Raw genomic sequence first — 22020 nt, 5'->3', positions numbered from 1 at the left:
CTTCTCCTGAATTAGGAACACACCACAGGTTGTTTTAGTTAAATTGCGTTACCTGACCGATATCAACGGCACCGACACCAGCCAGATTGAGAATAATTTCACCGTTAGTACCAAGAGTGACACTGTTGACATTGGCACTTAATGACGTAGCCAGTTGTTCTGTTTGGCCATCCACATTTGCGTTAACTTCAAAGCGGTAATCCCCTGCCGCAACAGGTTCTTCCCCCATACTCCAATCCAGAAGTTCGCCGTTAACTTCCATGTATTGGCCGTCCCAACGAAAGACCAGCTCACCGGATGGTTGCGACCCCAAAGGTACCTGCCCCATCAGTGAACCACCTTCGTCGTAGATGCTGATCCGCATATCGGAAGTGGATTGCTCCAGATCCACCGAACCCGCTACGATACCGCCCGGCATTAATTGAGTGGTATCGGTCGGCACAGAGACCGACGTACCCACCAAGCTTGAAGCCTGCAAGGCCTGGTTAGACATAAAGCTGCCGCTGAAGGTCTCGAACTGGCTGTTCAACTTCTCTAAGCCTTCCACAGAGCTAAATTGCGCTAACTGAGCAATAAACTCCGTATTTTCTTGAGGACTCAAAGGATCCTGATTATTCATCTGGGTAATCATCAGCTCCAGAAATGCGGACTGCCCCAACTCATTTGTTTTCGTTTCGGGCTCTTTTTCTTTGATGCTCAAGTTGCTAAGAATATTAGCCGCTGCACTGCCTTCATTATTGACTGTGGTCATTTACCTGCCCTCACTGCCCCATGGTCAGAACGCGTTGCGCCATTTGCCGTGCGGCGTTCATTACCTCTACGTTCACTTGGAACGAGCGCGAGGCTGAAATCATATTGGTCATTTCTTCCACCACATTGACGTTGGGGTAGAACACATAGCCGTCTTCATCCGCCAAAGGGTGATTGGGTTCGTAGCGCTGCTCATAAGGCGCATCACTTTCAACGATGCCCATTACCTGCACACCAGCGCTGGCGCGCTGGTCAGCCCCGTCTATCGCAAGCCCTTCGCTCATTGCATCGCGAGCCAAGGCGGCAAACACTGGTTGGCGTGAGCGATATACCTCTCCGGCACTTGAGGCCGCAGACTGCGCATTAGCAAGATTACTGGCCGTCGTGTTTAGTCGTAGGCTCTGTGCATTCATGCCGGTGCCGGCCACATCAAAAATATTAGCGAGTGACATAAGAAGCTCCTGTTATTGGCCGGTGAGGGCTTTGCTTAGCCCTTTGAATTTTTTGTTCAACATCATAAAGCTGGCCTGAAAATCCAATGCGTTTTTCATAAACTCGGCGTGCTCGACCTGATCTTCGACGCTATTACCGTCAATGGATGGCTGTTGTGGGGTGCGATACATGAGGTGCTGCGATGACGGTGAGCCATTCGTTACCTGAAGGTGGCCTTGAGCAGTTTTCGCCATGGACACACTACGAGCGCTACCCGTATGCTCGGCCAATACCGAGTTAAAGTCGAAATCACGGGCCTTAAATCCGGGGGTATCGGCATTGGCTAAATTATTTGCCAACACTTCAGCGCGACGCGCTCTGAGGGCTAATGCCGGTTCGTGGATCCCTAAGGCCTGCTGAAATGAAATTGCCATTGCCGCACCTGTACAAAAATAAGTTCTGACAAACCTATTGCACATGCTGTGCCAGCAACAAAAAATAAACCTATCTTATTGTTTTTATTGAACTATTTAAAAGTAGCGCCAATAAAATTCAGGAGGTACAGCGAATGCTCAAGAAAAAGCGGAAAACATTTGCCGCTTAGAAGATCAGGCAAAAAAGAAAGGAAAATCAAAGTGCGCGATAGAGTATACCTGGCTCACAACGCACCATCTCGAACAGATGGCCCAACTGCCCCACCCCTTCAGAAGACCCTAAGAACAACACTCCACCCGGCTTAAGGCTGGCGTGAATTTTCTGAAGAATTTTGGCTTTCAGCTCGGCGTTGAAATAAATGAGAACGTTACGGCAAAAAACCACATCAAAACGACCAAGAGCAGAATAGGAATCAAGCAAATTGAGCGCCCTGAATTCCACCTTATCCCGCAGAATGGGTTTAACCCGCCAACGATTCCCATCAACTGCATCAAAAAACATATCCCTACGCTCTGGCGACAACCCTCGCATGACCGACAGCCGATCGTATTCACCTAAACGTGCCTGCTGTAAAACAATGGATGATAAATCCGTTGCTATAATTTGAACCGGCCTGCCCAAAGTGCCCATAGCTTTACGCTTATACTCCTCAACGGCCATACTTAATGAGTAGGGTTCCTGCCCAGAAGAGCAAGCGGCAGACCATATACGTACAGGGCCAAACATACGATTTGCCGGTGCCATCATCTCTGGAAAAAGTTTGTTTTTGAGGTGCTCAAACGGGTAAGTGTCTCGAAACCAGAATGTCTCATTGGTAGTCATTACATCAATAACTTGATCTCGCAGACCGCGGTTCGAGCTGCGCTTGAGCTCTGTAATTAAATCGCTGAAACTGTGAAGGCCATGCTCTTCGAGCAAGCGACGCACCCGGTTGGTCACTAAATACTGTTTGTTTTCCCCCAGCGCTATCCCACAGGCATCCTGTAAAAATTGACGGAAATGGTCAAACTCCACCTGCTCCATTTGAGAATCGGAGCCTCTAAACTGGCTGCACATAAAAAACCCTGTCTAAAACCGGATGTCTTCTAGATAAACTAGATTAACTAAGCTACCTACTCTATTGATTTTAATCACTTTCTGATAAAAGATCTTCACCCGTAATAGCCAGAACACGATCATTCACCCGTTTTGCTAGCTCATCAGGGTGAAATTTCGCCAGAAAATCATCGGCCCCTACCTTTTTCACCATCGCGGCATTAAACACCCCGCTCAGTGAGGTGTGAAGAATAATGAACATATCTTTTAATTTGGGGTTGCCGCGCACCTCGGCGGTAAAGGTGTAACCATCCATCTCTGGCATTTCGATATCAGAGATAATCATAATCAATTCATTTAAAGGGTCTTTGCCATCTTCGAGCAAAGAATCAAGGTATTCGATCGCCTCCCGCCCATCTTTTTTGACGGTTGTCGCTATGCCCATGGATTCAACAACACGCTGAATCTGCTTTCTGGCGATGGTGGAATCGTCCACGATCAACACTTGCTTCTTCACCACCCGCTCACTTAAGCCATCCTCAACAACACCGGCACTGATTGTCTCGCTGATAGGGGAAACCTCGGCCAGAATCTTTTCGACATCCACTATTTCTACTAACTTGTCCTCTACTTCGGTTACCGCTGTGAGGTAATGCTCTTTCCCGGCTCCCTGTGGCGGCGGATGGATATCCCCCCAATTCATATTCACAATACGCTCTACCGCACGCACTAAAAATCCCTGAGAGGTACGGTTATATTCGGTGATAATGACAAAACAGTTTTCAATATCTTCCAGGGGCCGCCGACCAATGGCCAAGTTCATGTCCAATATGGGAATAGTGCCCCCACGTATGTGCGCAACCCCACGCACGACACCACTGCGTCCTGGAATTTCATTCAGTTTGGGACACTGAAGCACCTCTTTAACTTTAAATACATTAATGCCGTAGAGCTGCTGACCAGCCAGCCGAAACAGTAAAAGCTCCAGCCGGTTCTGCCCAACCAGTTGAGTTCTTTGATTCACACTATCCAAAACGCCAGCCATATAAACCTCTTTAGTACCCTTTTTAGGGCTCTGCCCTTTATTATGGTGTTTCTTTACCGTTGTGCCTCAAGAAGGCACAAACCTTGCTAATTTAAACCGTTGCCAAGTTATCGGCTGAAATTTGACAGAGTTTAGTCACAACATGCACCCACCTTATCTTTAGGATAGGACACTATGACGCTGGCACGGTATATTTATGCGTTAACGCTACTTCCTCTTCTAGCAGGGCTTCCTCATGAAGTACTTGCTGCGAATCATCACAACTTAGGCGCATTAATCGACAATGTAAATAAACATTTACAGAATCTATACGGTGAACACTCTGAAAAAGTAGAAATCAGCGTCTCTCCACTGGATAAGCGCTTAAGATTAGCAGCCTGCCCCACTCCTGTTCTCTTTGATGTAAGGGACCTCACGGGAGACGGGGGGGCAGTCCGAGTACTGGCTCGCTGCGAAGGTCCGTCTCCTTGGAAAATTTATCTGGGGGCTCAGGTAGAGATTTACCGTCAAATTCTTGTCACCCGATCTGGAATGAACCGCCATCAGAAAGTTGAAGCGAGGGATATCTCTTCTGTTTTGATGTCTACATCTTCACTTAGGTCAGGCTACTTTACCGACCCCCAAAGAGTGATTGGCAAACAGTTAAGACGTCCGGTTGATGCCGGAGAACCATTGCGTTCGGGACTTTTGGAAGAACCCATAGCAATTAATCGCGGTGAAGTGATCACACTTGAGTCGAACAGCGGTGCCATTAGCGTGGCCACTCAAGCGGAAGCTCTTTCCAGCGGTCGAATCGGAGAACAAATTCGGGTGCGAAACCTTGGCTCAGAACGGATAGTGCGCGGTCACATTGTGGCTGATGGACGGGTAACCGCTAATTTTTAGGTGACTTTGAGACCTAACCCACAAAAAAGTGGTTAATCCCTCTAAAGTTATAATGAGCACCGCCGATAGCGGATAAGCGAGATTTACATCTTACGTTCTGAGACATGAGTTATTTAACTAAAGCAAGGTTGGGATAGTTATGGCTATAGATACAAACAACACCTTTAAACCAGGCAATACCTTCACCCAAAGAGGTAACGGAGCGAGTAATACGCCTGGGCGCACCGATTCTAACAACAGCAAAACTCACAGCCCTGAAGGGAGTTCAGAAAGCGTGGTACTTAGCTCAGAGGCTCAAGGCCTGAACAAGCTTGAAGCAGCCATTGGCGCTGCACCAGAAATCAACAGTGATCGTGTATCGGCGATTAAACAAGCTATTGCCGAAGGCCGTTTCGAAATAAACCCCGAGCGTTTAGCCGAAAACATGTTAGCGCAAGAGGACCTTCTCGGTTAAAGCCCCCAACTGGCTGAGGTACCCCCAACCGCCTCAGTCTTTCCAAAGGTATAACTTATGTCAGTCAACCCTCAGCTTGTTCAGCAAATGATCACGCGCGACCAACAGGCCGCAGAGCAATTATTGCAGCTACTGGAACAAGAGTCCGAAACTCTGAAACAGCGAGACTCTCAGGCACTGGCTGATTTGGTGAACGCTAAAAGTGAACATATCAGCGTACTTGAAGCCCACAGCAGCGAACGCTCCGCACTACTCCAAAGCCTGTCTCTAAACGGCGATAGTGACGGCTGGTTGAGCTATATGAACTCAAACCCTCAATTAAAACCGTTAATCCCAGCGTGGGAAGACTTCCAGCGCATCTTGGCCCGCTGTAAAGAGCGTAACGAGATAAATGGCAAGCTAATTGGCCGCTCGCAGCAAACCTTGAAACGCCTGGTTAACCTTATTAAGGGTAAGCCGGAGTCTGGCGAGCTGTATAACGCTAAGGGCAACACCACCAACAACTCATTATCTAACACAGTGACCGAAGCTTAACGAATAGCCGGGGCATAGCTTTAGAAGGTGTTTTTTTTTACAATACCGCCCCGCCCTTTGCTCTACACAGACAAAAGGGCATGCCCCGGTAGCTCAGCAGGATAGAGCAGCCGCCTCCTAAGCGGCAGGTCGGACGTTCAAATCGTCTCCGGGGCGCCATTTTATAAGGCTCTCCGATGAACTTAATTATCTTATTCCCCTCCGATCTCAGCGAAAACAATATTGCTGAAATTACCGATGCGCGGCGTTTTGAGCACATCACACAGATTCAAAAAGCCAGCCTGGGTGATACGTTAAAGATTGGCTTGCTGGATGGAGAGATGGGCACCGGGCTCATCACGGACATTACCCCCCACAGCATTCGACTGGAACTCACATTAAATCAGTCACCGCCTCCTGCATCTCACATTCGCGTAATTCTAGGCTTACCCCGCCCCCCCATGTTAAAACGCAGCCTGCAAAATATGGCCGCACTGGGCATTAAAGATATTGTATTGCTGCAAAGTGCAAAGGTTGAGAAAAGCTATTGGCAATCACCGCAGCTCAGCGAAGAGAAATTAACCCAAGAATTAATTTTGGGGCTGGAACAAAGTTGCGACACTCGATTACCGCAAATAACCTTTGCCAAGCGTTTCCGCCCTTTTATTGAGGATGAGTTAGTAAAATATTGTGGTGCTGACCAAAAACTGATCGCCCACCCCTATGTGCAACAACCCTGTCCTTATCAGACAAAAAAACCAACCGTCTTAGCCATAGGCCCTGAAGGTGGCTTTTTAGACAAAGAGTTAGACAGCTTTTGCGACAGAGGCTTTATGGGTGTGACATTGGGCCCAAGAATACTTCGTGTTGAAACGGCCATACCCTATTTACTGGGGCGCCTAAGTTAACTAAAAAAAGACTCAAACCGCCTTCGATCTACTGCGGGGCTAAAAAAGAAGCCCTGATAACAGTGGCAGCCATACCCCTTTAAAATATCCAGCTGCTCTTGCAATTCAACCCCCTCAGCGACAAGCTCTAGGTCCAATAAGCGCCCCATGGTAACGATTGTTTCCACCAGCACTCTGTCACTGTGGTCGACGATAATATCGCGAATAAAACTTTTATCGATTTTCAGAGTGGTTACCGGCAGGCGCTTGAGATAACTGATAGAAGAATAGCCCGTACCAAAATCATCTAATGAGAAGCTCACGCCATAGCGCTTTAACCGAGTCATGGTTTCGATAGTTTTATCCATTTGCTGAATGACTATCCCCTCGGTAACTTCCATGTCTAAAACATCGAAAGGTAAATGATACCTTTCGAGTATTTGGATAATATCATCGGCAAAGCGCTCACGACGAAATTGTCTGGGGCTGATATTAATACTTAACTTCATTCCCTCTTGCCACAGCCCCTTTTCAATCCAACACTCTAAGTCACGACAAGCTTGCTCAATCACCCATTGACCTACCTGTAAAATCAGGCCTGAGGTTTCCAGCACCGGGATAAACTCGAGTGGCGAGATATTTCCCTTTTCCGGGTGCTTCCACCTAAGCAGAGCTTCAGCACCGACAACCTTACCGCTCAGCGTATCGATTTTCGGTTGATAATGAAGCTCGAACTGAGTCTCTTCTAAGGCACGGTGCAAATCCCCTTCAAGTACCAATTGACGGCTCACTTTATGAGCCATTTCTTCGTTAAAAAACTCAATTGCATCCCGGCCCGCTTCTTTCACTTGATACATCGCCGTGTCGGCATAGCGAAGCAGCTCATGCACGCTGTTATTATGATCCGGGTATATGACCACTCCCACGCTACAGGTGACCCGCAACTCCATATCTTCATGAAGATAAGGGACGCACACTAAAGAGCGTATTTTTTCGCTGACCTCTCCAGCTTTAAGAGCCGCAACATCAATATCTTGATCAAGAACAGTGAGCACTACCACGAACTCATCGCCACTTAAGCGTGCGACTAAATCCTCCTCTCGAACCGATGTTTGTAACCGCCGAGCAACTTCCTGCAGCATCCTATCGCCAACCGGGTGCCCGAGAGAGTCATTGATATTTTTGAATTTATCCAAATCAATGAAGAGAACGGCACCGAAATACCCATGGCGCTGCGCTCTTTTGGCTTCATGTTCTAATCGCTCCACCAAATGCAGCCGATTAGGCAACCCTGTCAGCGCATCATGGTGAGCCATGTACTCCATTTTCGCCTGAGCATTCTTCCGCTCGGTTACATCTACCGATACCACCAAACTCACTTTTTCGTCGTAATAATCGAGTGGCATCATGTGAGTTTGCAGATACAACTGCATACCATCGGTGCCGATAAAGCTCTCCTCAACAAGATCAACCTCTTCCCCATCACGAATAACTCGCAAATCATTTGCGAGTATCGTTTCTACATCCAGCACGGAGTTTTGAAGAAGGTCGCGCACGTGAACATTACGCATTTGATCTGGGGTATAACCTAATGTATCGGCTAACGCTTTATTCGCAAACAAATAGTAGCCTTCAATATTTCTAGCACCAATTAACACGGGCAAGCTATCAACAATTTGCCTGAGGTGTTCTTCACTTTTACGTAGCGCCAGCTCGACAGCCCTCCTTTTTACCAGCGAGGCCTCAATGACATCGAGTAATTGGTTACTGCTGCTGATTACGGTTCCGAGTTCATCCCGGCGATGAGCTTTTAAGGGCGTTAAACGTCGAACACCCGGCTGATCTGGATCAATATCATTAATTTCCTGAGACAAGCGAACGAGCGGCTTAGTAAGAATGAAATAGAAGGCAATAAACAGAAGCACAACGAATAAAAAGTTGCGCAGCACTCCGACCATAAGATTAACTTCGGAGCGGCGGTAAAAACTGGCTAAAGCGAGGCTTTTATCAACACGAAAGACGATTTCACCTGCGCCTTGGGCACCATAACCCGGTACTTTTAATTGCGAGGCATAGGTGAAGTCCTCACCTGCGATAATTCGACTTAACCAGCTGCCACTTTGAACACTCTCAGTCCGACGAACTTCCGCCAGAACATTGCCTCGTTCATCTTTTATAACGACTTCGTCAATAAACTGGTGGGTCAATAGCCCATTAACAACCTCAAGGGCAAGATCATTATCCAGTGTGTGCACCGCTCTCGCTGCGGGCGGAGTGGCCACTTCTACAACATGACCAATAAGCTGTTCAAGCTCGCGGGACTGCGCTGTGTAATCGATATACACCTGCAGTGAGCTAATCAAAAAGCTCACCACAAAGGCCAGAATAATACCGATTTTGGCTAGCTGAAATGATATACCCTCAAAAAATGAGGGCGACTTATCGTCCATTATCGTGCTCAATCCTCGGTGGGGCCTTAAACCTTAATACGGGCAACTGCATCAGCGACTCTTGGGTGCACAATGTCACCCTTTTGTACATTAAGACCCGCCTGAAGCTGGGGATTGGATAATCCCGATTGCGCCAAAATTCTTATCAGAGGCAGTGTCGCATGACACAGTGCAATTGTCGATGTTCGTGCCACCGCGCTGGGTATGTTCGCCACGCAATAGTGTGGCACACCTGAAACTTGATATACCGGTGTGGTATGGGTAGTTGGTCTGGAGGTTGCAAAACAACCACCTTGATCTATTGCCACATCCACTAACACACTACCCGGCCGCATCTGTTTTACTTGCTCTTGCGTTAATAAGTTAGGAGCCCTTTCCCCCGGAATAAGCACCGCGCCCACACATATATCGCTTTGCGCAGCCAACTGCGCAGCCCTGTCTTGAGCGGCAAACTCTAAAGAAACAGCGCCAGAAAAAATATTATCCAGCAGCCGCAAACGTTCCAAAGAGACATCCAAGATATTAACTCTTGCCCCCATCCCCAAGGCCACACGTGCCGCCTGAGTTCCAGCAATACCGCCACCAATAATAGTCACCACGGCAGCGGGCACCCCCGCCACCTGCCCAAGTAGCACACCTCTCCCCCCTTGGGATTTCAGCAAATAATGAGCGCCAGCCTGCGCCGCCAAACGGCCTGCAATTTCAGACATTGGCGTCAATAAAGGCAATCGTCCTTGTGCATCAGTAACGGTCTCATAGCCAATGGCTGTAACACCACTATCTTGCAGAGCACAAGCTAAGTCGGGAAACGCCGCCAAGTGCAAAAACGTGAATAAGATATGCGAAGACGATAATAACCGGCATTCCTCTGGTTGCGGCTCTTTTACCTTAACAATCAGATTCGCTTGCGCAAAAACCTCAGCTGCTTCGGCAACCAATACCGCCCCGGCCTGCGAATATTGAGCATCGTTGAACCCACTACCCTCGCCCGCCCTCTGCTGCACAAATACGCGGTGTCCGTCAGCAACCAAGCTTGCCACCCCCTCAGGGGTCAGGGCGACACGATACTCTTCACTTTTGATTTCGAGGGGCACACCTATTCGCATACGCATCTCCTGAAGCAATAGGAACGTCAGCGTTTACCTGCCAGCTATGGTTACCCCTCAGTATAGTCGCGTGTTAAAGCTCCATCGCATTAATAAAGGCAGGCCCCGAACGAGAGGATGCTTCAGGTGCAGTCCGGTTCTCAGTTTGTACGCCTGTAGGAGCCAGACCGACAAAGTCGAACAGGTTTCGATCTGCCAACTGAGACGGTGCTACATTGCTGATGGCGGTGAATATGGTTTCAGCACGTCCTGGGTGGGACTGCTCCCACTCAGTGAGCATTTTTTTGATGGCCTGGCGCTGCAAGTTTTCTTGCGAGCCACATAAGTTACATGGAATGATTGGGAAGGCCCGAGCTTGTGCAAACGCCGCCAGGTCTTTCTCTTTACAATAAGCCATGGGTCGAATGAGAACATTACGTCCGTTATCCGCCAATAGCTTAGGTGGCATGGCTTTTAACTTGCCACCATAAAACATATTTAAAAAGAGCGTTTCAATAATGTCATCTCGGTGATGACCCAGTGCAATTTTCGTTGCGCCAATGTCATCGGCAAAGCTATAAAGCGTGCCTCGCCGCAGGCGTGAGCAAAGGCCGCACGTTGTTTTCCCTTCTGGCACAATCTCTTTCACGATGCTGTAGGTGTCTTTTTCGACAATATGATATTCAATCCCAATGCGATCCAGGTACTCGGGCAATACATGTTCGGGAAAGCCTGGCTGCTTTTGATCCATATTCACAGCGACCAAGTCAAAATGCACAGGCGCTGTTTTTTTCAGGCTCATTAGAATGTCCAGCATTCCGTACGAGTCTTTACCGCCAGACAAACAGACCATGATTTTGTCGCCTTCTTCAATCATGTTGAAGTCGGCTATGGCCGAGCCCACCTGCCTGCGTAGGCGTTTTTGCAATTTGTTAAATTCCAGCCGCTCTTTTCGAGTCGCTGACTCCGTTGCTTGATCGCTCATGAAGTGCTCTTTTTACCTGTATTAAATCGGGCGCACATTGTACGGATTTTGGTCAAGGGATGGAATTATCTTTGCCGCCGAGCGGCATGTGTTTGCCGTTTGCAGGCTCATCCACCCCTTAACGCACCAATATTCATAGGGTTATAGGGGGCTAACCTTGTGGCATGGCGCTTGCTGAGTGACTGCTATTGAAACATTACGGATACGAGAGATACCTATGTCGCTACTAAGTCGACTGTTCCATAAAAAGCCTGCGGACAAAAAGCCAGAAGCGAAATCCGCCTCAAACCTAAACACCGTCTCAGCACCTGCGCTTGCACAATTAGAGCAGTGGAGCGCCAAGCGCCAGCTAATTAAGGTCAAGGTTCCGGGTGATCGTGAGAGCTATCAAAGCATGGTGCTGGCGGTAGATACCGTCCGCGGTCTGGTCTGGCTCGACGAACTGACGCCGCGACCATTTTCTCTAGGCAGCGCCGAGTGGCTGGTCGTCGAGCAGCATCAAAACGGCGAAATTATTACCTTGCGCCTACCGATATTGCACAGTGCCGATCAACGCCGGGAAATCGCTTGCCTGCTCCCCCACAGCATTGATTTCCGCCCCCGCCGCCGCTGGGAACGATTCACGTTGCCGGGCGACCCGCTGAAAGCGAAAATTCGCAGTATTGGCGGCGAACCGCAGATGGCGAACATTATCAATCTTTCCGCCGGTGGCGTGCGCCTGGCACTGCGCGGTAATCAGCTAGACGCCTTGCGACGAGATGCGCTCTTACCCCTGTGTGAATTTACTCTTGGCCAATTACACATAAACACTCACGGACGTGTAAAATCCGCTCGAGTAGTCACCAGCCCTTATCGACACACTCAAGTCAGTGTGGAATTTGCCGATATCTCTCTGGCGACACAAAAAGCACTCAACGACCACCTCGAACGCCTTGCCGATCTCCACCATCAAAGGAGGTCCGCCGCTTAAACTGACAAAGCTCGCTTGAGTAAAAAAACTAAGGACATACCATGCGCAATAACGGGCCGGTTACACAAAGACAGGTGCCGGTAAAACCCGGCGAAGAAATCGTCTCTGGCACTGACTTAAACAGCAAAATCATTTACTGCAACGATACCTTTTGCAAAATAAGCGGGTTCGAAGAATCCGAACTGCTCGGCCAGCCTCACAATATTTTACGCCACCCCGACATGCCCTCGGACGCCTTTGCCATGCTTTGGAGTACCGTCAAGCAAGGTAATGCTTGGATGGGGCTGGTAAAAAACCGCTGTAAAAACGGCGATCACTACTGGGTTGACGCCTATGTGACTCCGGTAGGCGAAGGCGGAAAAACCACCGGTTACGAGTCGGTGCGCGTGCACGCAGACACCCTTTTAGTGAACCGTGCAGAACATTGCTATCGCCGTTTACGCCAGGGTAAAGCCTACTGCTCAGCGCTGCTTAAGCTCTGGCATTGTGGCCAAGTCGCTGCCGTGACGTTCATCGCATCGCTGGTGCTATTGGCCGCAGCCGGCTTTATCAGTCAGGCAGGCCCCTCACCCGTCACGGCCCTTATTTGTGCGTTTGTACTGTCTATCCTCGCGCACCTGGGGCTGGGGTTGGCGCTTAAAGCGCCATTACAGCAAGCCCGCAACGCCCATCACGATCCGCTGGCCGCCTATATTTATACCGGACGTTGTGACGCCATCGGCGAGATACTATTGGCGACTATCGCCCAGCGAGCGCGTTTGCGTACCGCGATGGGACGTATTGAGTCCTCTGCAAAAGATGTCGCACAACACGCAAAAGCCGCGCGCGAACAGGCAAAACAAACCTTCTCCCATATCGATCAGCAGCGCCAGCAAACCGCCAATGTTGCTCACGCAATGGGTCAGATGAGTCTTGCCGTACAAGAAGTTGCCACAGGCGCCACACAAACATCAGGCGCCACCCGCGATGCCCTCAAAGAAGTAGAAAACGGCCAAGCCGTCATTGTCAGCGCTGGCACGGCGGTGAGCGATTTGTCCAATACCGTTGGCGGCTTGAGTGAAGTGCTAAACCGCCTGATCGAACGCAGCCGCAATATTGGCTCGGTAGTGGACGTTATCCGGGCCATTGCCGAACAAACCAACCTTCTCGCGCTCAACGCCGCCATTGAAGCTGCACGGGCAGGTGAACAAGGGCGTGGTTTTGCCGTAGTGGCGGATGAAGTGCGAACCCTGGCTCAGCGTACACAGCAGTCTACCGAAGATATTCAGAATATGATTGCCGAACTGACGCAAACCACGACGCTAGCCGATAATCAAATGCAGGACTGCCAATCTCATGTTGAGCGCAGCAACACGGAAATGGAAAAAATTACCCAGGCGCTGCAATCTATTGCCAGCGCGGTAGAGACGATTGATCAAATGTCGCATCAAATCGCTGCCGCCGCAGAAGAGCAGTCAGCCAGCGCCAATGACATTGATCAAAACACCCGCAACATCACCGAGATCGCTGACTCTGCTCAGTCGCAAATTCAGGAAGCTGACAGACTCAACCAGGCCGTGGCCACCTTATCGTCCAATCAGTTTGAATTGGTTAAGCGCTTCCAGTAATTCGATACTGGACAACACCGCGCAAGCCTTTTAGCCTTGGCGCCTCTGACACACTCAAAGGCGCCCTTGCTTCGTTAACGGGCTAATGTTTATGCACTTATCCAACGACCAATTACTTGACCTGGACCGTGAACACGTCTGGCACCCCTACTCGTCTTTTCTAACCCCCTCGCCCACCTACGCCGTCGAACGCGCTGAGGGCGTAAAGCTCTATTTAAAAGATGGCCGTACGCTGATCGACGGCATGTCATCCTGGTGGAGTGTATTACACGGCTACAATCACCCGCGCTTAAATCAAGCGCTGACTCGCCAGGCCGATGCCATGAGTCACGTTATGTTTGGCGGTTTGACCCATGAGCCTGCGGTACGGCTGTGTCAAAAACTTGTCGAGCTGTCGCCTGAGGGTTTGAACAAGGTATTTCTATCCGATTCTGGCTCGGTGAGTGTTGAGGTGGCAATGAAGATGGCGCTGCAATACTGGCACTCGGTGGGGCAGCCGCAAAAGAACCGCTTTATCGCGCTGAAAAATGGCTATCACGGCGATACCTTTGGCGCCATGAGTGTCTGCGATCCGGTCACAGGAATGCACCACGTGTTTGCGGATAATTTAATGCAACAGTATTTCGCAGAGCGCCCCGAGTCTCGCTTTGGTGAGCCTCTACAACCTCAGGACATCGCCAGCATTCAACATTTACTGGAAACCAAAAAGGACGTGGCGGCGGTTATTCTTGAACCTATTGTTCAAGGGGCAGGCGGCATGTGGATGTACAGTGCCGAGTACCTTCAAGCAGTACGAAACTTATGCGACAAACACAATGTACTTCTGATAGCCGATGAAATTGCCACCGGTTTTGGTCGCACAGGTAAACTATTCGCCTGTGAGCATGCCGGTATTAGCCCCGATATTCTGTGCTTGGGCAAAACCCTAACAGGCGGCTATATGACACTTGCCGCCACTTTATGCAATGACAAGGTAAGCCAAGGCATTTGCGAGGGAGAAGCCGGTGTCTTCATGCACGGCCCAACCTTTATGGGCAACCCTTTGGCATGCGCCGTCGCCTGCGAAAGCATCAATGTATTGCTGGAAGGAGACTGGCAGGCCAATATTCAGCGTATGGAAACGCAACTGAAACAGGAATTAAAGCCCTGTAACACACTCAAAAGCGTAGCGGACGTTCGAGTACTCGGCGGTATTGGGGTGGTAGAGCTGCACAGATCGCGATCGCTGGATGAGCTGCAACCGGCGTTTGTGGAACAGGGAATTTGGGTGCGGCCCTTTGGCAAATTGGTGTATATCATGCCGCCCTATTGCATCAGCGCGGAAGATCTTTCCACGCTGACACAAGGCATTTACCGAGTGATCAGCAAACTCAAGCCATAGGCTTAAGGCCAACCGCGCGGCGTACTTTTTCCAAGAAAGGTGCGCTGTGTTCGCGCGCCTTTACCGCACCAGCCTGCAGAATCTCTTCGATGTCTGCTGGGCGCTCCATCAAGTCGAAGTACTTCTCCCGCGCATCGCCAATCTGACCGTTAATCAATTCGAACAACTCGCGCTTGGCCTCGCCCCAGGCAATGCCGTCGGCAAATTTTTCTCGCATCTGCGCCACCTGATCGTCGCTGGCAAACGCTTCCCAAATTTGAAATACCGTCGAGGTATCCGGATCTTTTGGTTCGCCCGGCTCCAACAAATTGGTTTTGATTTTATTGATGTGTTTTTTCAGCTGCTTTTCCGTTAAAAACAGCGGGATGGTGTTGTTGTAGCTTTTGCTCATTTTACGGCCATCAAGACCATTCAAGGTGGCGACTTTATCGTCAACAACAGCCTCTGGCAGTGCGAAATGATCACCGTAATGATGGTTAAAACGCGCTGCAATATCGCGAGCCATTTCAATGTGCTGAACCTGGTCTTTACCCACCGGGACTTTATTGGCGTTAAACATTAAAATATCCGCCGCCATCAGCACCGGATAATTGTACAGCCCCATGGTAATACCGTAATCAGGGTCTTCCCCGGCCTCTTCGTTAGCGGCCACGGCTGCTTTATAAGCATGAGCGCGATTCATTAAGCCTTTGGCCGCCATACACGTCAGAAACCAGCTCAACTCTGGGATTTCTGGCACGTCTGATTGACGATAAAACACCGCCTTGTCGGTATTTAGGCCCAGCGCCAACCAGGTTGCGGCAATTTCACGACGCGATTGCTCTACCCGTTCAGGATCGTGGCATTTAATCAACGCGTGGTAATCCGCTAGAAAATAAAACGACTCGAAAGACGGATCTTCACTGGCGGCAATTGCAGGGCGTATCGCCCCCACGTAGTTTCCCAAATGGGGGGTTCCAGTGGTGGTTATGCCGGTCAGTACTCGTTGCTTGCTCATCGTGATCTCTTTGTTGGTTCTTTAGCGGGCGCCTATGATACAGCCCCTTAGCGGGGATGTGTAGCGAGCCGGGTCAACAACTGTCGATAGCTCCCGCTCATTACTTCCCAGCATAAGCCAGACACATCGGGGGCTTGCGGCCAAACGCCCTGCAGTGAATATTGCTGCAAAAGCTGTATTAAATGACTGGCCAGACTTTGGGCGTCATGGCTTAGATTTCCACTCACGTTATAGCAGCTGCTAAGACCAAAAAATTCAGGATACACTTGCCGTCGAGGCACAGCAGGTATGCAACCTGCTGCGACCGCTTCCAACACCGCCAACCCCTGAAAATCATGATCCGCTGTCGATACTACCACCTGACAACGCTGCAACAGGCTACGATAACTGGCCAAGCTATCAATATAACCCCACTGACCTAAAGCATTACATTCAGTGAGAAGCTCGTGAATTGCGTGAAATGCCTCAGGCTGTCTGCGAAACCTTTCCCCCACCACATGCAAAGTAAATGGCAGCGCGCCATCAAAGTGGCTTTTTAGGACTTCCAGTGCGGCCAGTAACAGATCGGGGTTTTTATCGTACTCCCAGCGGTGATTCCAAACGAATTCTGGCCTGCAAGGACTCTGGGCTTCCACCCTTGCCGCGTAAACCTCTGACTCAAGAGGCACTGGCACAACTTGCGACTTTTCTGCCAATTGAGCCACAATGCCTTGAGGCACCAGGTCCGGCATTTTTCTCAGCAGTTTGTCTACGCCGTCAAGAAAGCTGACGCGGTTAAAGTCTGAATTAAATGCCAGCTGGTCAGCACATAACGCACTGTAAAGGGTTACGATTTGAGGCTCTAGGCTGTGAGTTTGCCTCGTGCTTAACGGGTATTCGAATTGATTTTCATGGAAATACAACAACGTGGGCACTGTCGCAATGGATGGCAGCATACCGCGTAAACTGGATAAATCCACCATTGAGGTCGCCACTAGAGCATCATAACTGGCGCTCAATTCATCTCGGTATAAACTTGCCAGAGACAGGCTATTACCTCGAATACGCCAGCTAAAGTAACGGGCAGGTAGTGCAATGTGAGTAAAATTAATCTCTGGCAGTGCGCGCTCAAGCCCCTGCCGCCAACGCTTATGGCTGGCAGCATCGTAACCGGAAATGAGTAATATATTCACCGGCCAGCAAAATGTCCGGGGGCCTGAGTTCTTGCAAAGTATTGCTTGGCCACTTCACATAAGCTGTGAGCGTCCTTAGTACCCGCCAGCTCTCGGGTAGAGTGCATGGCAAATGTGGGGACTCCAACGTCCAGAGTTTTTACTCCAACCTCGGCCGAGGTAATGGGGCCAATAGTACTTCCACACTCCATATCCGTGCGGGAAACGAAACTCTGCACAGCGACATCGGCCTGTGAGCACAGCATCTTAAACAGCGCACTGGTTTCACTGGTGGTGGCGTAACGTTGATTGGCATTAATTTTAATTACCGGCCCTTTATTTAATACGGGACCATGCTCCGCGTCATGTTTTTGTGCAAAATTTGGATGAACACCGTGAGCATTATCCGCAGAAATCATCATAGAAGCGTCGAGCATTCGTAACCGATCGCTAATATCTGGCAGCAAGCGCTGTAGGAACTGGTCCAGGATAGGCCCTTTAGCGCCACAGGCCGAAGCACTGCCGATTTCTTCATGGTCGGTACAAACCAATAAACAACTTTGCGTGTCCTGCGCGTTAATGATGGCTTCAAGGCCAACATAACAACTGAGTAGGTTATCCAACCGGGCACTGGCAATAAACTCTTTACGCAGGCCCACCACGGCCGGGCTTAGGGTGTCGTACAGACACAGCTCAAAATCCAGAATCTCCCTGACTTTGACAGTTGGATACTGAGCCTGCAACTGGGCCAACAGTAACGCCGAAAAAGTAAACTGGTCTGGGTCCTCATCTGCCAACATCAAAATCGGACGAATATCCGTTTGCGCATTAATGCTGCGGTTACGGTTCGCCTCGCGATCCAAATGGATTGCCAGGCTAGGCACCATAGCTATGGGGTCTTTAAAATCGATTAATCGACTTTCAGGGGAGTCACTATCAGAGCGGAAAGTGACACGCCCAGCGAGGGATAGGTCGCGGTCAAACCATGTCGACAACAAGGCGCCACCATACACCTCAACGCCTAATTGATAGTAACCTGAGCTAATGATCCGGGCGTTAGGCTTAACCTTTAAGCAAGGGCTGTCGGTGTGCGCACCAAACATGCGAATACCCGCTTCTGGCAACGGGGCTTGGCCGTGGGTAAAAGCAATAATTGAGGAGCCATTTCGCACCACGTAATAGCGCCCACCAGGCTCCAGCGACCATGTGTCGGACTCCTGCAGTTCCGTAAAACCGGATACCTTTAAGCGCTTAGCCATAGCCTGAGTGGCGTGGAAAGGTGTAGGCGAGGCCGCAATAAAATCTATCAGCCCCTGATTAAATTCAGCAGTTTTTTGCTCAGTCATGATTCATCTCTATTGAGTCGGGGCAGAGCGAATACGCTCGCGCTTTTTCCAAGAAACAGTGTCTCTAACGTAACTAGGTTGCACCGCCATCACATCGTGCAGCTTACCTTCGCGCCAATACCGCGCGGCAAGCTCCACCACGGCGGCCGCCCGCGGTAAAGCTTGCGCGTCAAACTCCGCTGAGCATTTTTGTAAGGCGGGCAAGGCCCAGCCTCCACCTATACCCACAAAAGCGCCGCAATCTGTGGGCAGCAATTCAGTCACCATCTCCGGTGCGTTGGCTGCGGGGCCGCAAAGCTCTTGCAACTTTCCGTCTTCTCCTAATTGGTACACCCCCCAATAAACCTCCCCCATGCGAGCATCCAGCGCGGGCAATGCAGTGCGAACGTTGTGATTTGCTTGCAGCGCTTGCCATGCTAACGCCTCTAAAGTGCCCACAGGCACCACTGGCTTATCACTGGCAAAGGCCAAACCTTGTACAACGCCCATGCCAATGCGTAGCCCCGTAAACGAGCCAGGGCCAGCACCAATGGCAAGGGCATCAACATCTTCCAGCGAGGTATTGGTTTGTGATAGCAGCTCATCAATCATCGGTAGTGCGCGCTGAGTGTGGCTTTGCGCTGCCATTTCAAAATTTTCGATAATATGACCATCATGCCAAAGAGCCACAGAGCAGGCGTCACCAGAGGTGTCTAACGCGAGGAGTTTACTCATGGTTTTTTCCGGGTTCAAAATGCTTATTTTGACAGATCGCGCATTCGGCACCAAGGGTGGTGAACGAAGTCATCTCGACGATAGCGCTCGCTCGAGCCAGGACAGGAAAAACAAGCCCCCGAGAAAGGGGGCATGAGAGGTCTTACGCTTTTTTCGCGGGCCGGCCACGACGCGCTGCTGTTTTACGCTTGGCAGGAGTTTTGCGATTTTTAGCCTTTGCCTTAGCGGCTTCTTTACGCTCAATAGCGCGCATTTTTGCTTTGGCTTTTTTCTCGGCAGCTTTAGCCTTCGCTTCAAGTTTGCGCGCTGCTGTTTTAACTTTCGCGGCATCTGACTTTGCGCGGGCTTTTAACCACTTTGCTTCAAAAGCGGCTTTCGCTTTTTCTAAATCGCTACTAGCTCGACTGGATAAACGCTCTTCTAGCTCGGCCAGCTTCGCTTTGCTTGCCGCTTCAACTGAGCGGATAGCGGCTAGGCTTTTCTCTTTGGCCAGGCGGGCCTTTTGCTCGGCCAGCTTAACGCGTAACGTCCGCGCTTTTTCATTCGCTTTAGTCACACCATTTGCCGCCGTTTTCGCCGCACGCTTATCAACAGCTTTCGCACTTTTTTCTGCTTTTGCTTTTGCGGTCTGCGCTTTTTTTCGCGCAAGCTCTACTTTCTTTTTTTGCTCATCTAACTGGGATTGAGCTTTATCAACGGCGATTTGAATTTTTGCTACAGCAGGATCAACGGATGCCGGTACTGAGCGTCTAGGGGATTTACGGGTCACAGACTTCCGTTTGGTGGGCGCTTTACGCGCGGTCTTGCTCGCAACTTTTTTTGCAACTCGGGCCATTTGCTATCTCCTAATATGTTTTGCTTTGTCGCACCTGTAAATGCACAGCACCTGAAACGCTGCAGGAGCACTGTTAATATATTTAAAAAATAGACAAATTGCACGTTTCTAAGCCAAATGTGTGACTGTTTTGAGTTTTTTCTGCAAAAGAAAAAACAATGTCATTGAGCAATTATCTATTTCAGCACATCAAAAACCACAAAAGGCCCAGAGGGCCTTTTGTGGTTTTACTTCTTAAAGGTTGTTAAGCCTTTTAGTCACTCAGTACAGAAAACAACTGGGTGCGAATGGCATCCACACTGCCGACACCCGCCACACGGGTAAACTTGGGCGCACTGGCAGGATCTTTGGATTGCAACTGCTGATAAAAATCAACTAAGGGCTTGGTTTGCTCATGGTAGACCGAGAGCCGTTTACGTACAGTCTCTTCTTTATCATCTTCGCGCTGCACCAACTCTTCTCCGGTTTCGTCATCTACACCTGGAGTTTTAGGCGGGTTGTGCTCTATGTGATAGACGCGACCTGATGCTTCATGTACCCGACGGCCACTCAAACGACTGACAATCTCCTCGTCTGCCACATCAATTTCAATCACATGATCAATATCGATACCGGCCTCCAGCAAAGCCTCTGCTTGCGGAATGGTGCGGGGAAACCCATCAAACAAAAAACCCTTAACGCAGTCATCTGCTGCAATACGCTCTTTAACCAACGCAATAATTAAATCATCAGGGACCAGACCACCAGCGGCCATAATGTCTTTAGCTTGCACACCCAGGGGGGTACCTGCTTTCACTGCCGCCCGCAACATATCGCCGGTTGAAATTTGCGGAATGCCAAACTTATCCATAATCATTTTTGCCTGAGTGCCCTTCCCTGCACCCGGTGCCCCCAATAAGATGACCTTCATACCTCTGCCACTCCTCAGTATTATTTGCAGCAATTAGCGCCGTGTACGGAACAGCTTGGCTACAATTTCTGCTTTATAGAAAAAAGGCGATACGATACACGGCTGCCAACTGAATCACAAGAAGAGGCCACGGCAAGACGATAAGCCATTGTTTTAATTGTATTTTTATTCTATATTCAAAGGTATGCGCCCATCCCGATGGGCAAATTCAAATATATTGGCGAGGTGTAAACCATGGATATCAAGCCCGGAGAACTCCTGAGCTATTGGGAGAAAACCGCTAGCGGTGAACTAACCAGCACCGACTACAAAGTCAGATTACCCATAGAAGTTGCCGCAAAGCTTGAGGCCCTGGCGCAGATGTACCCCAGAAAAACACGGGAGCAGCTAATGGCCGATTTGATCGCCAGCGCCCTTTACGAACTGGAAACGTCAATGCCCTATATAAAAGGCAGTAAAGTGATTGCTCACGATGAGTTTGGCGACGAGATATACGAAGATACAGGCCCTACTTCTCGCTTTTTACAACTGAGCAGCGAACAGCTAAAAGCCCTGAAAGGCTGATACCGCACGCGCCGTTAACCCACGGCGCTTTTTTCTTGCCTCCACTAGGCATCCACGGCGGCGTACTGCTCAGCCTCTTGGTAAATAATTTCATCGACAATCTGTGAGGGGGTTTTGTCACGACAATCTATCGTGATATCAGCGTACTTTTCATACAGCGGGACTCGCTCTGCGTATACCTCTGAGAAGCTCTGATCAGCAGGCTTCGCTAACCCCCGCGTGCTCATATTGAGTATTCTCGAAGTAAGGTCTTGCTCCGGTAGTCGCAAATAGACGATCTGCCCCAATGATTTCAATAAAGACATCGCCGCATCGCTGTACACCACGCTTCCACCCGTAGCAACCACGTGCTGATCACAGTTTAATTGCAGCAGCGTAGCCTCTTCCAGCTGGCGCAAATGCAAATAACCTGATTCGTAAACTATATCCTGTAGCGTCTTGCCCGCATGGGTTTGAATTAATAGATCCGTGTCAACAAACTCTCGCGCAAGCTCTTTAGCCAAAAGAACACCTATGGTGCTCTTCCCCGCTCCCGGCATACCGATAAGAATAATACTGTCGCTGCGTTTCACATTGTACTCCAGTCAAA

23 protein-coding genes and 1 tRNA gene are annotated in these 22020 nt (G+C 49.8%); 9 read left to right on the top strand and 15 right to left on the bottom strand.

Translation table 11 applies throughout. The features are described 5' to 3' along the window. Positions 1-34: 34 nt before the first annotated feature. The 5 genes from D568_RS0109905 to D568_RS0109885 all read right to left on the bottom strand — a co-directional run bounded on the left by D568_RS0109905 (position 35) and on the right by D568_RS0109885 (position 3697). Positions 35-751: a flagellar hook assembly protein FlgD gene (locus tag D568_RS0109905; protein ID WP_020209445.1), complete on the bottom strand. Its 717-nt coding sequence runs from the start codon at positions 749-751 to the stop codon at positions 35-37. Positions 752-761: 10 nt separating this feature from the next. After that, the gene (gene flgC / locus D568_RS0109900; RefSeq protein WP_020209444.1) at positions 762-1202 is read right to left on the bottom strand and encodes a flagellar basal body rod protein FlgC; all 441 of its coding nucleotides are present in this window, start codon (positions 1200-1202) and stop codon (positions 762-764) included. Between the two features lie 12 nt (positions 1203-1214). Continuing rightward, positions 1215-1616, bottom strand: a complete 402-nt coding sequence (gene flgB / locus D568_RS0109895; protein WP_020209443.1) for a flagellar basal body rod protein FlgB — start codon at positions 1614-1616, stop codon at positions 1215-1217. A gap of 196 nt (positions 1617-1812) precedes the next feature. After that, positions 1813-2673 (bottom strand): CheR family methyltransferase, encoded by an 861-nt coding sequence (locus tag D568_RS0109890; protein WP_020209442.1) that lies wholly within the window; start codon positions 2671-2673, stop codon positions 1813-1815. A 70-nt stretch (positions 2674-2743) separates the two neighbouring features. Continuing rightward, on the bottom strand, positions 2744-3697 hold the full coding sequence (locus tag D568_RS0109885) for a chemotaxis protein CheV (protein WP_020209441.1): 954 nt from the start codon (positions 3695-3697) through the stop codon (positions 2744-2746). A gap of 174 nt (positions 3698-3871) precedes the next feature. Here D568_RS0109885 and flgA point away from each other — a divergent pair, with 174 nt between their 5' ends. The 5 genes from flgA to D568_RS0109860 all read left to right on the top strand — a co-directional run bounded on the left by flgA (position 3872) and on the right by D568_RS0109860 (position 6457). After that, positions 3872-4582: a flagellar basal body P-ring formation chaperone FlgA gene (flgA, locus tag D568_RS19865; RefSeq protein ID WP_020209440.1), complete on the top strand. Its 711-nt coding sequence runs from the start codon at positions 3872-3874 to the stop codon at positions 4580-4582. A 139-nt stretch (positions 4583-4721) separates the two neighbouring features. Next, the gene (flgM, locus tag D568_RS0109875) at positions 4722-5036 is read left to right on the top strand and encodes a flagellar biosynthesis anti-sigma factor FlgM (protein ID WP_020209439.1); all 315 of its coding nucleotides are present in this window, start codon (positions 4722-4724) and stop codon (positions 5034-5036) included. 57 nt (positions 5037-5093) lie between these two features. Further along, positions 5094-5570 carry a flagella synthesis protein FlgN gene (locus D568_RS0109870; protein WP_020209438.1) on the top strand — a complete coding sequence of 159 codons (477 nt, stop codon included), beginning with the start codon at positions 5094-5096 and terminating at the stop codon, positions 5568-5570. Positions 5571-5652: 82 nt separating this feature from the next. After that, positions 5653-5729: transfer RNA gene (locus D568_RS0109865), tRNA-Arg, on the top strand. 17 nt (positions 5730-5746) lie between these two features. Beyond that, the gene (locus tag D568_RS0109860; protein ID WP_020209437.1) at positions 5747-6457 is read left to right on the top strand and encodes a 16S rRNA (uracil(1498)-N(3))-methyltransferase; all 711 of its coding nucleotides are present in this window, start codon (positions 5747-5749) and stop codon (positions 6455-6457) included. Here D568_RS0109860 and D568_RS0109855 read toward each other — a convergent pair. From D568_RS0109855 to ttcA, 3 genes are all read right to left on the bottom strand, one after another. Next, positions 6454-8886 carry a putative bifunctional diguanylate cyclase/phosphodiesterase gene (locus tag D568_RS0109855; protein WP_020209436.1) on the bottom strand — a complete coding sequence of 811 codons (2433 nt, stop codon included), beginning with the start codon at positions 8884-8886 and terminating at the stop codon, positions 6454-6456. The two genes, D568_RS0109860 and D568_RS0109855, sit on opposite strands and share 4 nt — an antisense overlap. 26 nt (positions 8887-8912) lie before the next feature. Then, entirely contained in the window at positions 8913-9992 is a 1080-nt protein-coding gene (ald, locus tag D568_RS0109850) for an alanine dehydrogenase (protein ID WP_020209435.1), read from the bottom strand. Between the two features lie 73 nt (positions 9993-10065). Beyond that, positions 10066-10956 carry a tRNA 2-thiocytidine(32) synthetase TtcA gene (ttcA, locus tag D568_RS19860; RefSeq protein ID WP_020209434.1) on the bottom strand — a complete coding sequence of 297 codons (891 nt, stop codon included), beginning with the start codon at positions 10954-10956 and terminating at the stop codon, positions 10066-10068. Positions 10957-11173: 217 nt separating this feature from the next. Between ttcA and D568_RS19855 the strand changes: the two genes are divergently transcribed. From D568_RS19855 to bioA, 3 genes are all read left to right on the top strand, one after another. After that, on the top strand, positions 11174-11926 hold the full coding sequence (locus D568_RS19855) for a flagellar brake protein (RefSeq protein ID WP_020209433.1): 753 nt from the start codon (positions 11174-11176) through the stop codon (positions 11924-11926). A 41-nt stretch (positions 11927-11967) separates the two neighbouring features. After that, on the top strand, positions 11968-13533 hold the full coding sequence (locus tag D568_RS0109835; RefSeq protein ID WP_020209432.1) for a methyl-accepting chemotaxis protein: 1566 nt from the start codon (positions 11968-11970) through the stop codon (positions 13531-13533). 85 nt (positions 13534-13618) lie between these two features. Then, positions 13619-14914, top strand: a complete 1296-nt coding sequence (gene bioA / locus D568_RS0109830) for an adenosylmethionine--8-amino-7-oxononanoate transaminase (protein ID WP_020209431.1) — start codon at positions 13619-13621, stop codon at positions 14912-14914. On the opposite strand, the gene D568_RS0109825 is transcribed toward bioA, so the two are convergent. From D568_RS0109825 to adk, 6 genes are all read right to left on the bottom strand, one after another. Then, positions 14904-15911, bottom strand: coding sequence for a tryptophan--tRNA ligase (locus tag D568_RS0109825; protein ID WP_020209430.1), 1008 nt, complete (start codon positions 15909-15911; stop codon positions 14904-14906). The genes bioA and D568_RS0109825 overlap by 11 nt on opposite strands. Positions 15912-15958: 47 nt before the next feature. After that, the gene (locus D568_RS0109820; protein ID WP_020209429.1) at positions 15959-17083 is read right to left on the bottom strand and encodes a tRNA-queuosine alpha-mannosyltransferase domain-containing protein; all 1125 of its coding nucleotides are present in this window, start codon (positions 17081-17083) and stop codon (positions 15959-15961) included. Continuing rightward, positions 17080-18408, bottom strand: a complete 1329-nt coding sequence (locus tag D568_RS0109815) for a M18 family aminopeptidase (protein ID WP_020209428.1) — start codon at positions 18406-18408, stop codon at positions 17080-17082. Before D568_RS0109815 ends, D568_RS0109820 begins: the two co-directional genes overlap by 4 nt. Before the next feature lie 9 nt (positions 18409-18417). Further along, on the bottom strand, positions 18418-19122 hold the full coding sequence (gene tsaB / locus D568_RS0109810; protein WP_020209427.1) for a tRNA (adenosine(37)-N6)-threonylcarbamoyltransferase complex dimerization subunit type 1 TsaB: 705 nt from the start codon (positions 19120-19122) through the stop codon (positions 18418-18420). 142 nt (positions 19123-19264) lie between these two features. Next, positions 19265-19957 carry a hypothetical protein gene (locus tag D568_RS21120; RefSeq protein ID WP_020209425.1) on the bottom strand — a complete coding sequence of 231 codons (693 nt, stop codon included), beginning with the start codon at positions 19955-19957 and terminating at the stop codon, positions 19265-19267. A 253-nt stretch (positions 19958-20210) separates the two neighbouring features. Continuing rightward, positions 20211-20867, bottom strand: a complete 657-nt coding sequence (gene adk, locus D568_RS0109800) for an adenylate kinase (RefSeq protein ID WP_020209424.1) — start codon at positions 20865-20867, stop codon at positions 20211-20213. Between the two features lie 234 nt (positions 20868-21101). Between adk and D568_RS0109795 the strand changes: the two genes are divergently transcribed. Then, the gene (locus D568_RS0109795; protein ID WP_020209423.1) at positions 21102-21431 is read left to right on the top strand and encodes a hypothetical protein; all 330 of its coding nucleotides are present in this window, start codon (positions 21102-21104) and stop codon (positions 21429-21431) included. Positions 21432-21475: 44 nt separating this feature from the next. On the opposite strand, the gene D568_RS0109790 is transcribed toward D568_RS0109795, so the two are convergent. Beyond that, positions 21476-22003, bottom strand: a complete 528-nt coding sequence (locus D568_RS0109790) for a shikimate kinase (protein WP_020209422.1) — start codon at positions 22001-22003, stop codon at positions 21476-21478. Between the last annotated feature and the right edge of the window lie 17 nt (positions 22004-22020).

Origin of the sequence: Gilvimarinus chinensis DSM 19667 (assembly GCF_000377745.1) — a bacterium.
In the GTDB taxonomy this organism is placed as follows: domain Bacteria; phylum Pseudomonadota; class Gammaproteobacteria; order Pseudomonadales; family Cellvibrionaceae; genus Gilvimarinus; species Gilvimarinus chinensis.
This window is presented reverse-complemented; position numbering and strand designations above follow the sequence as displayed.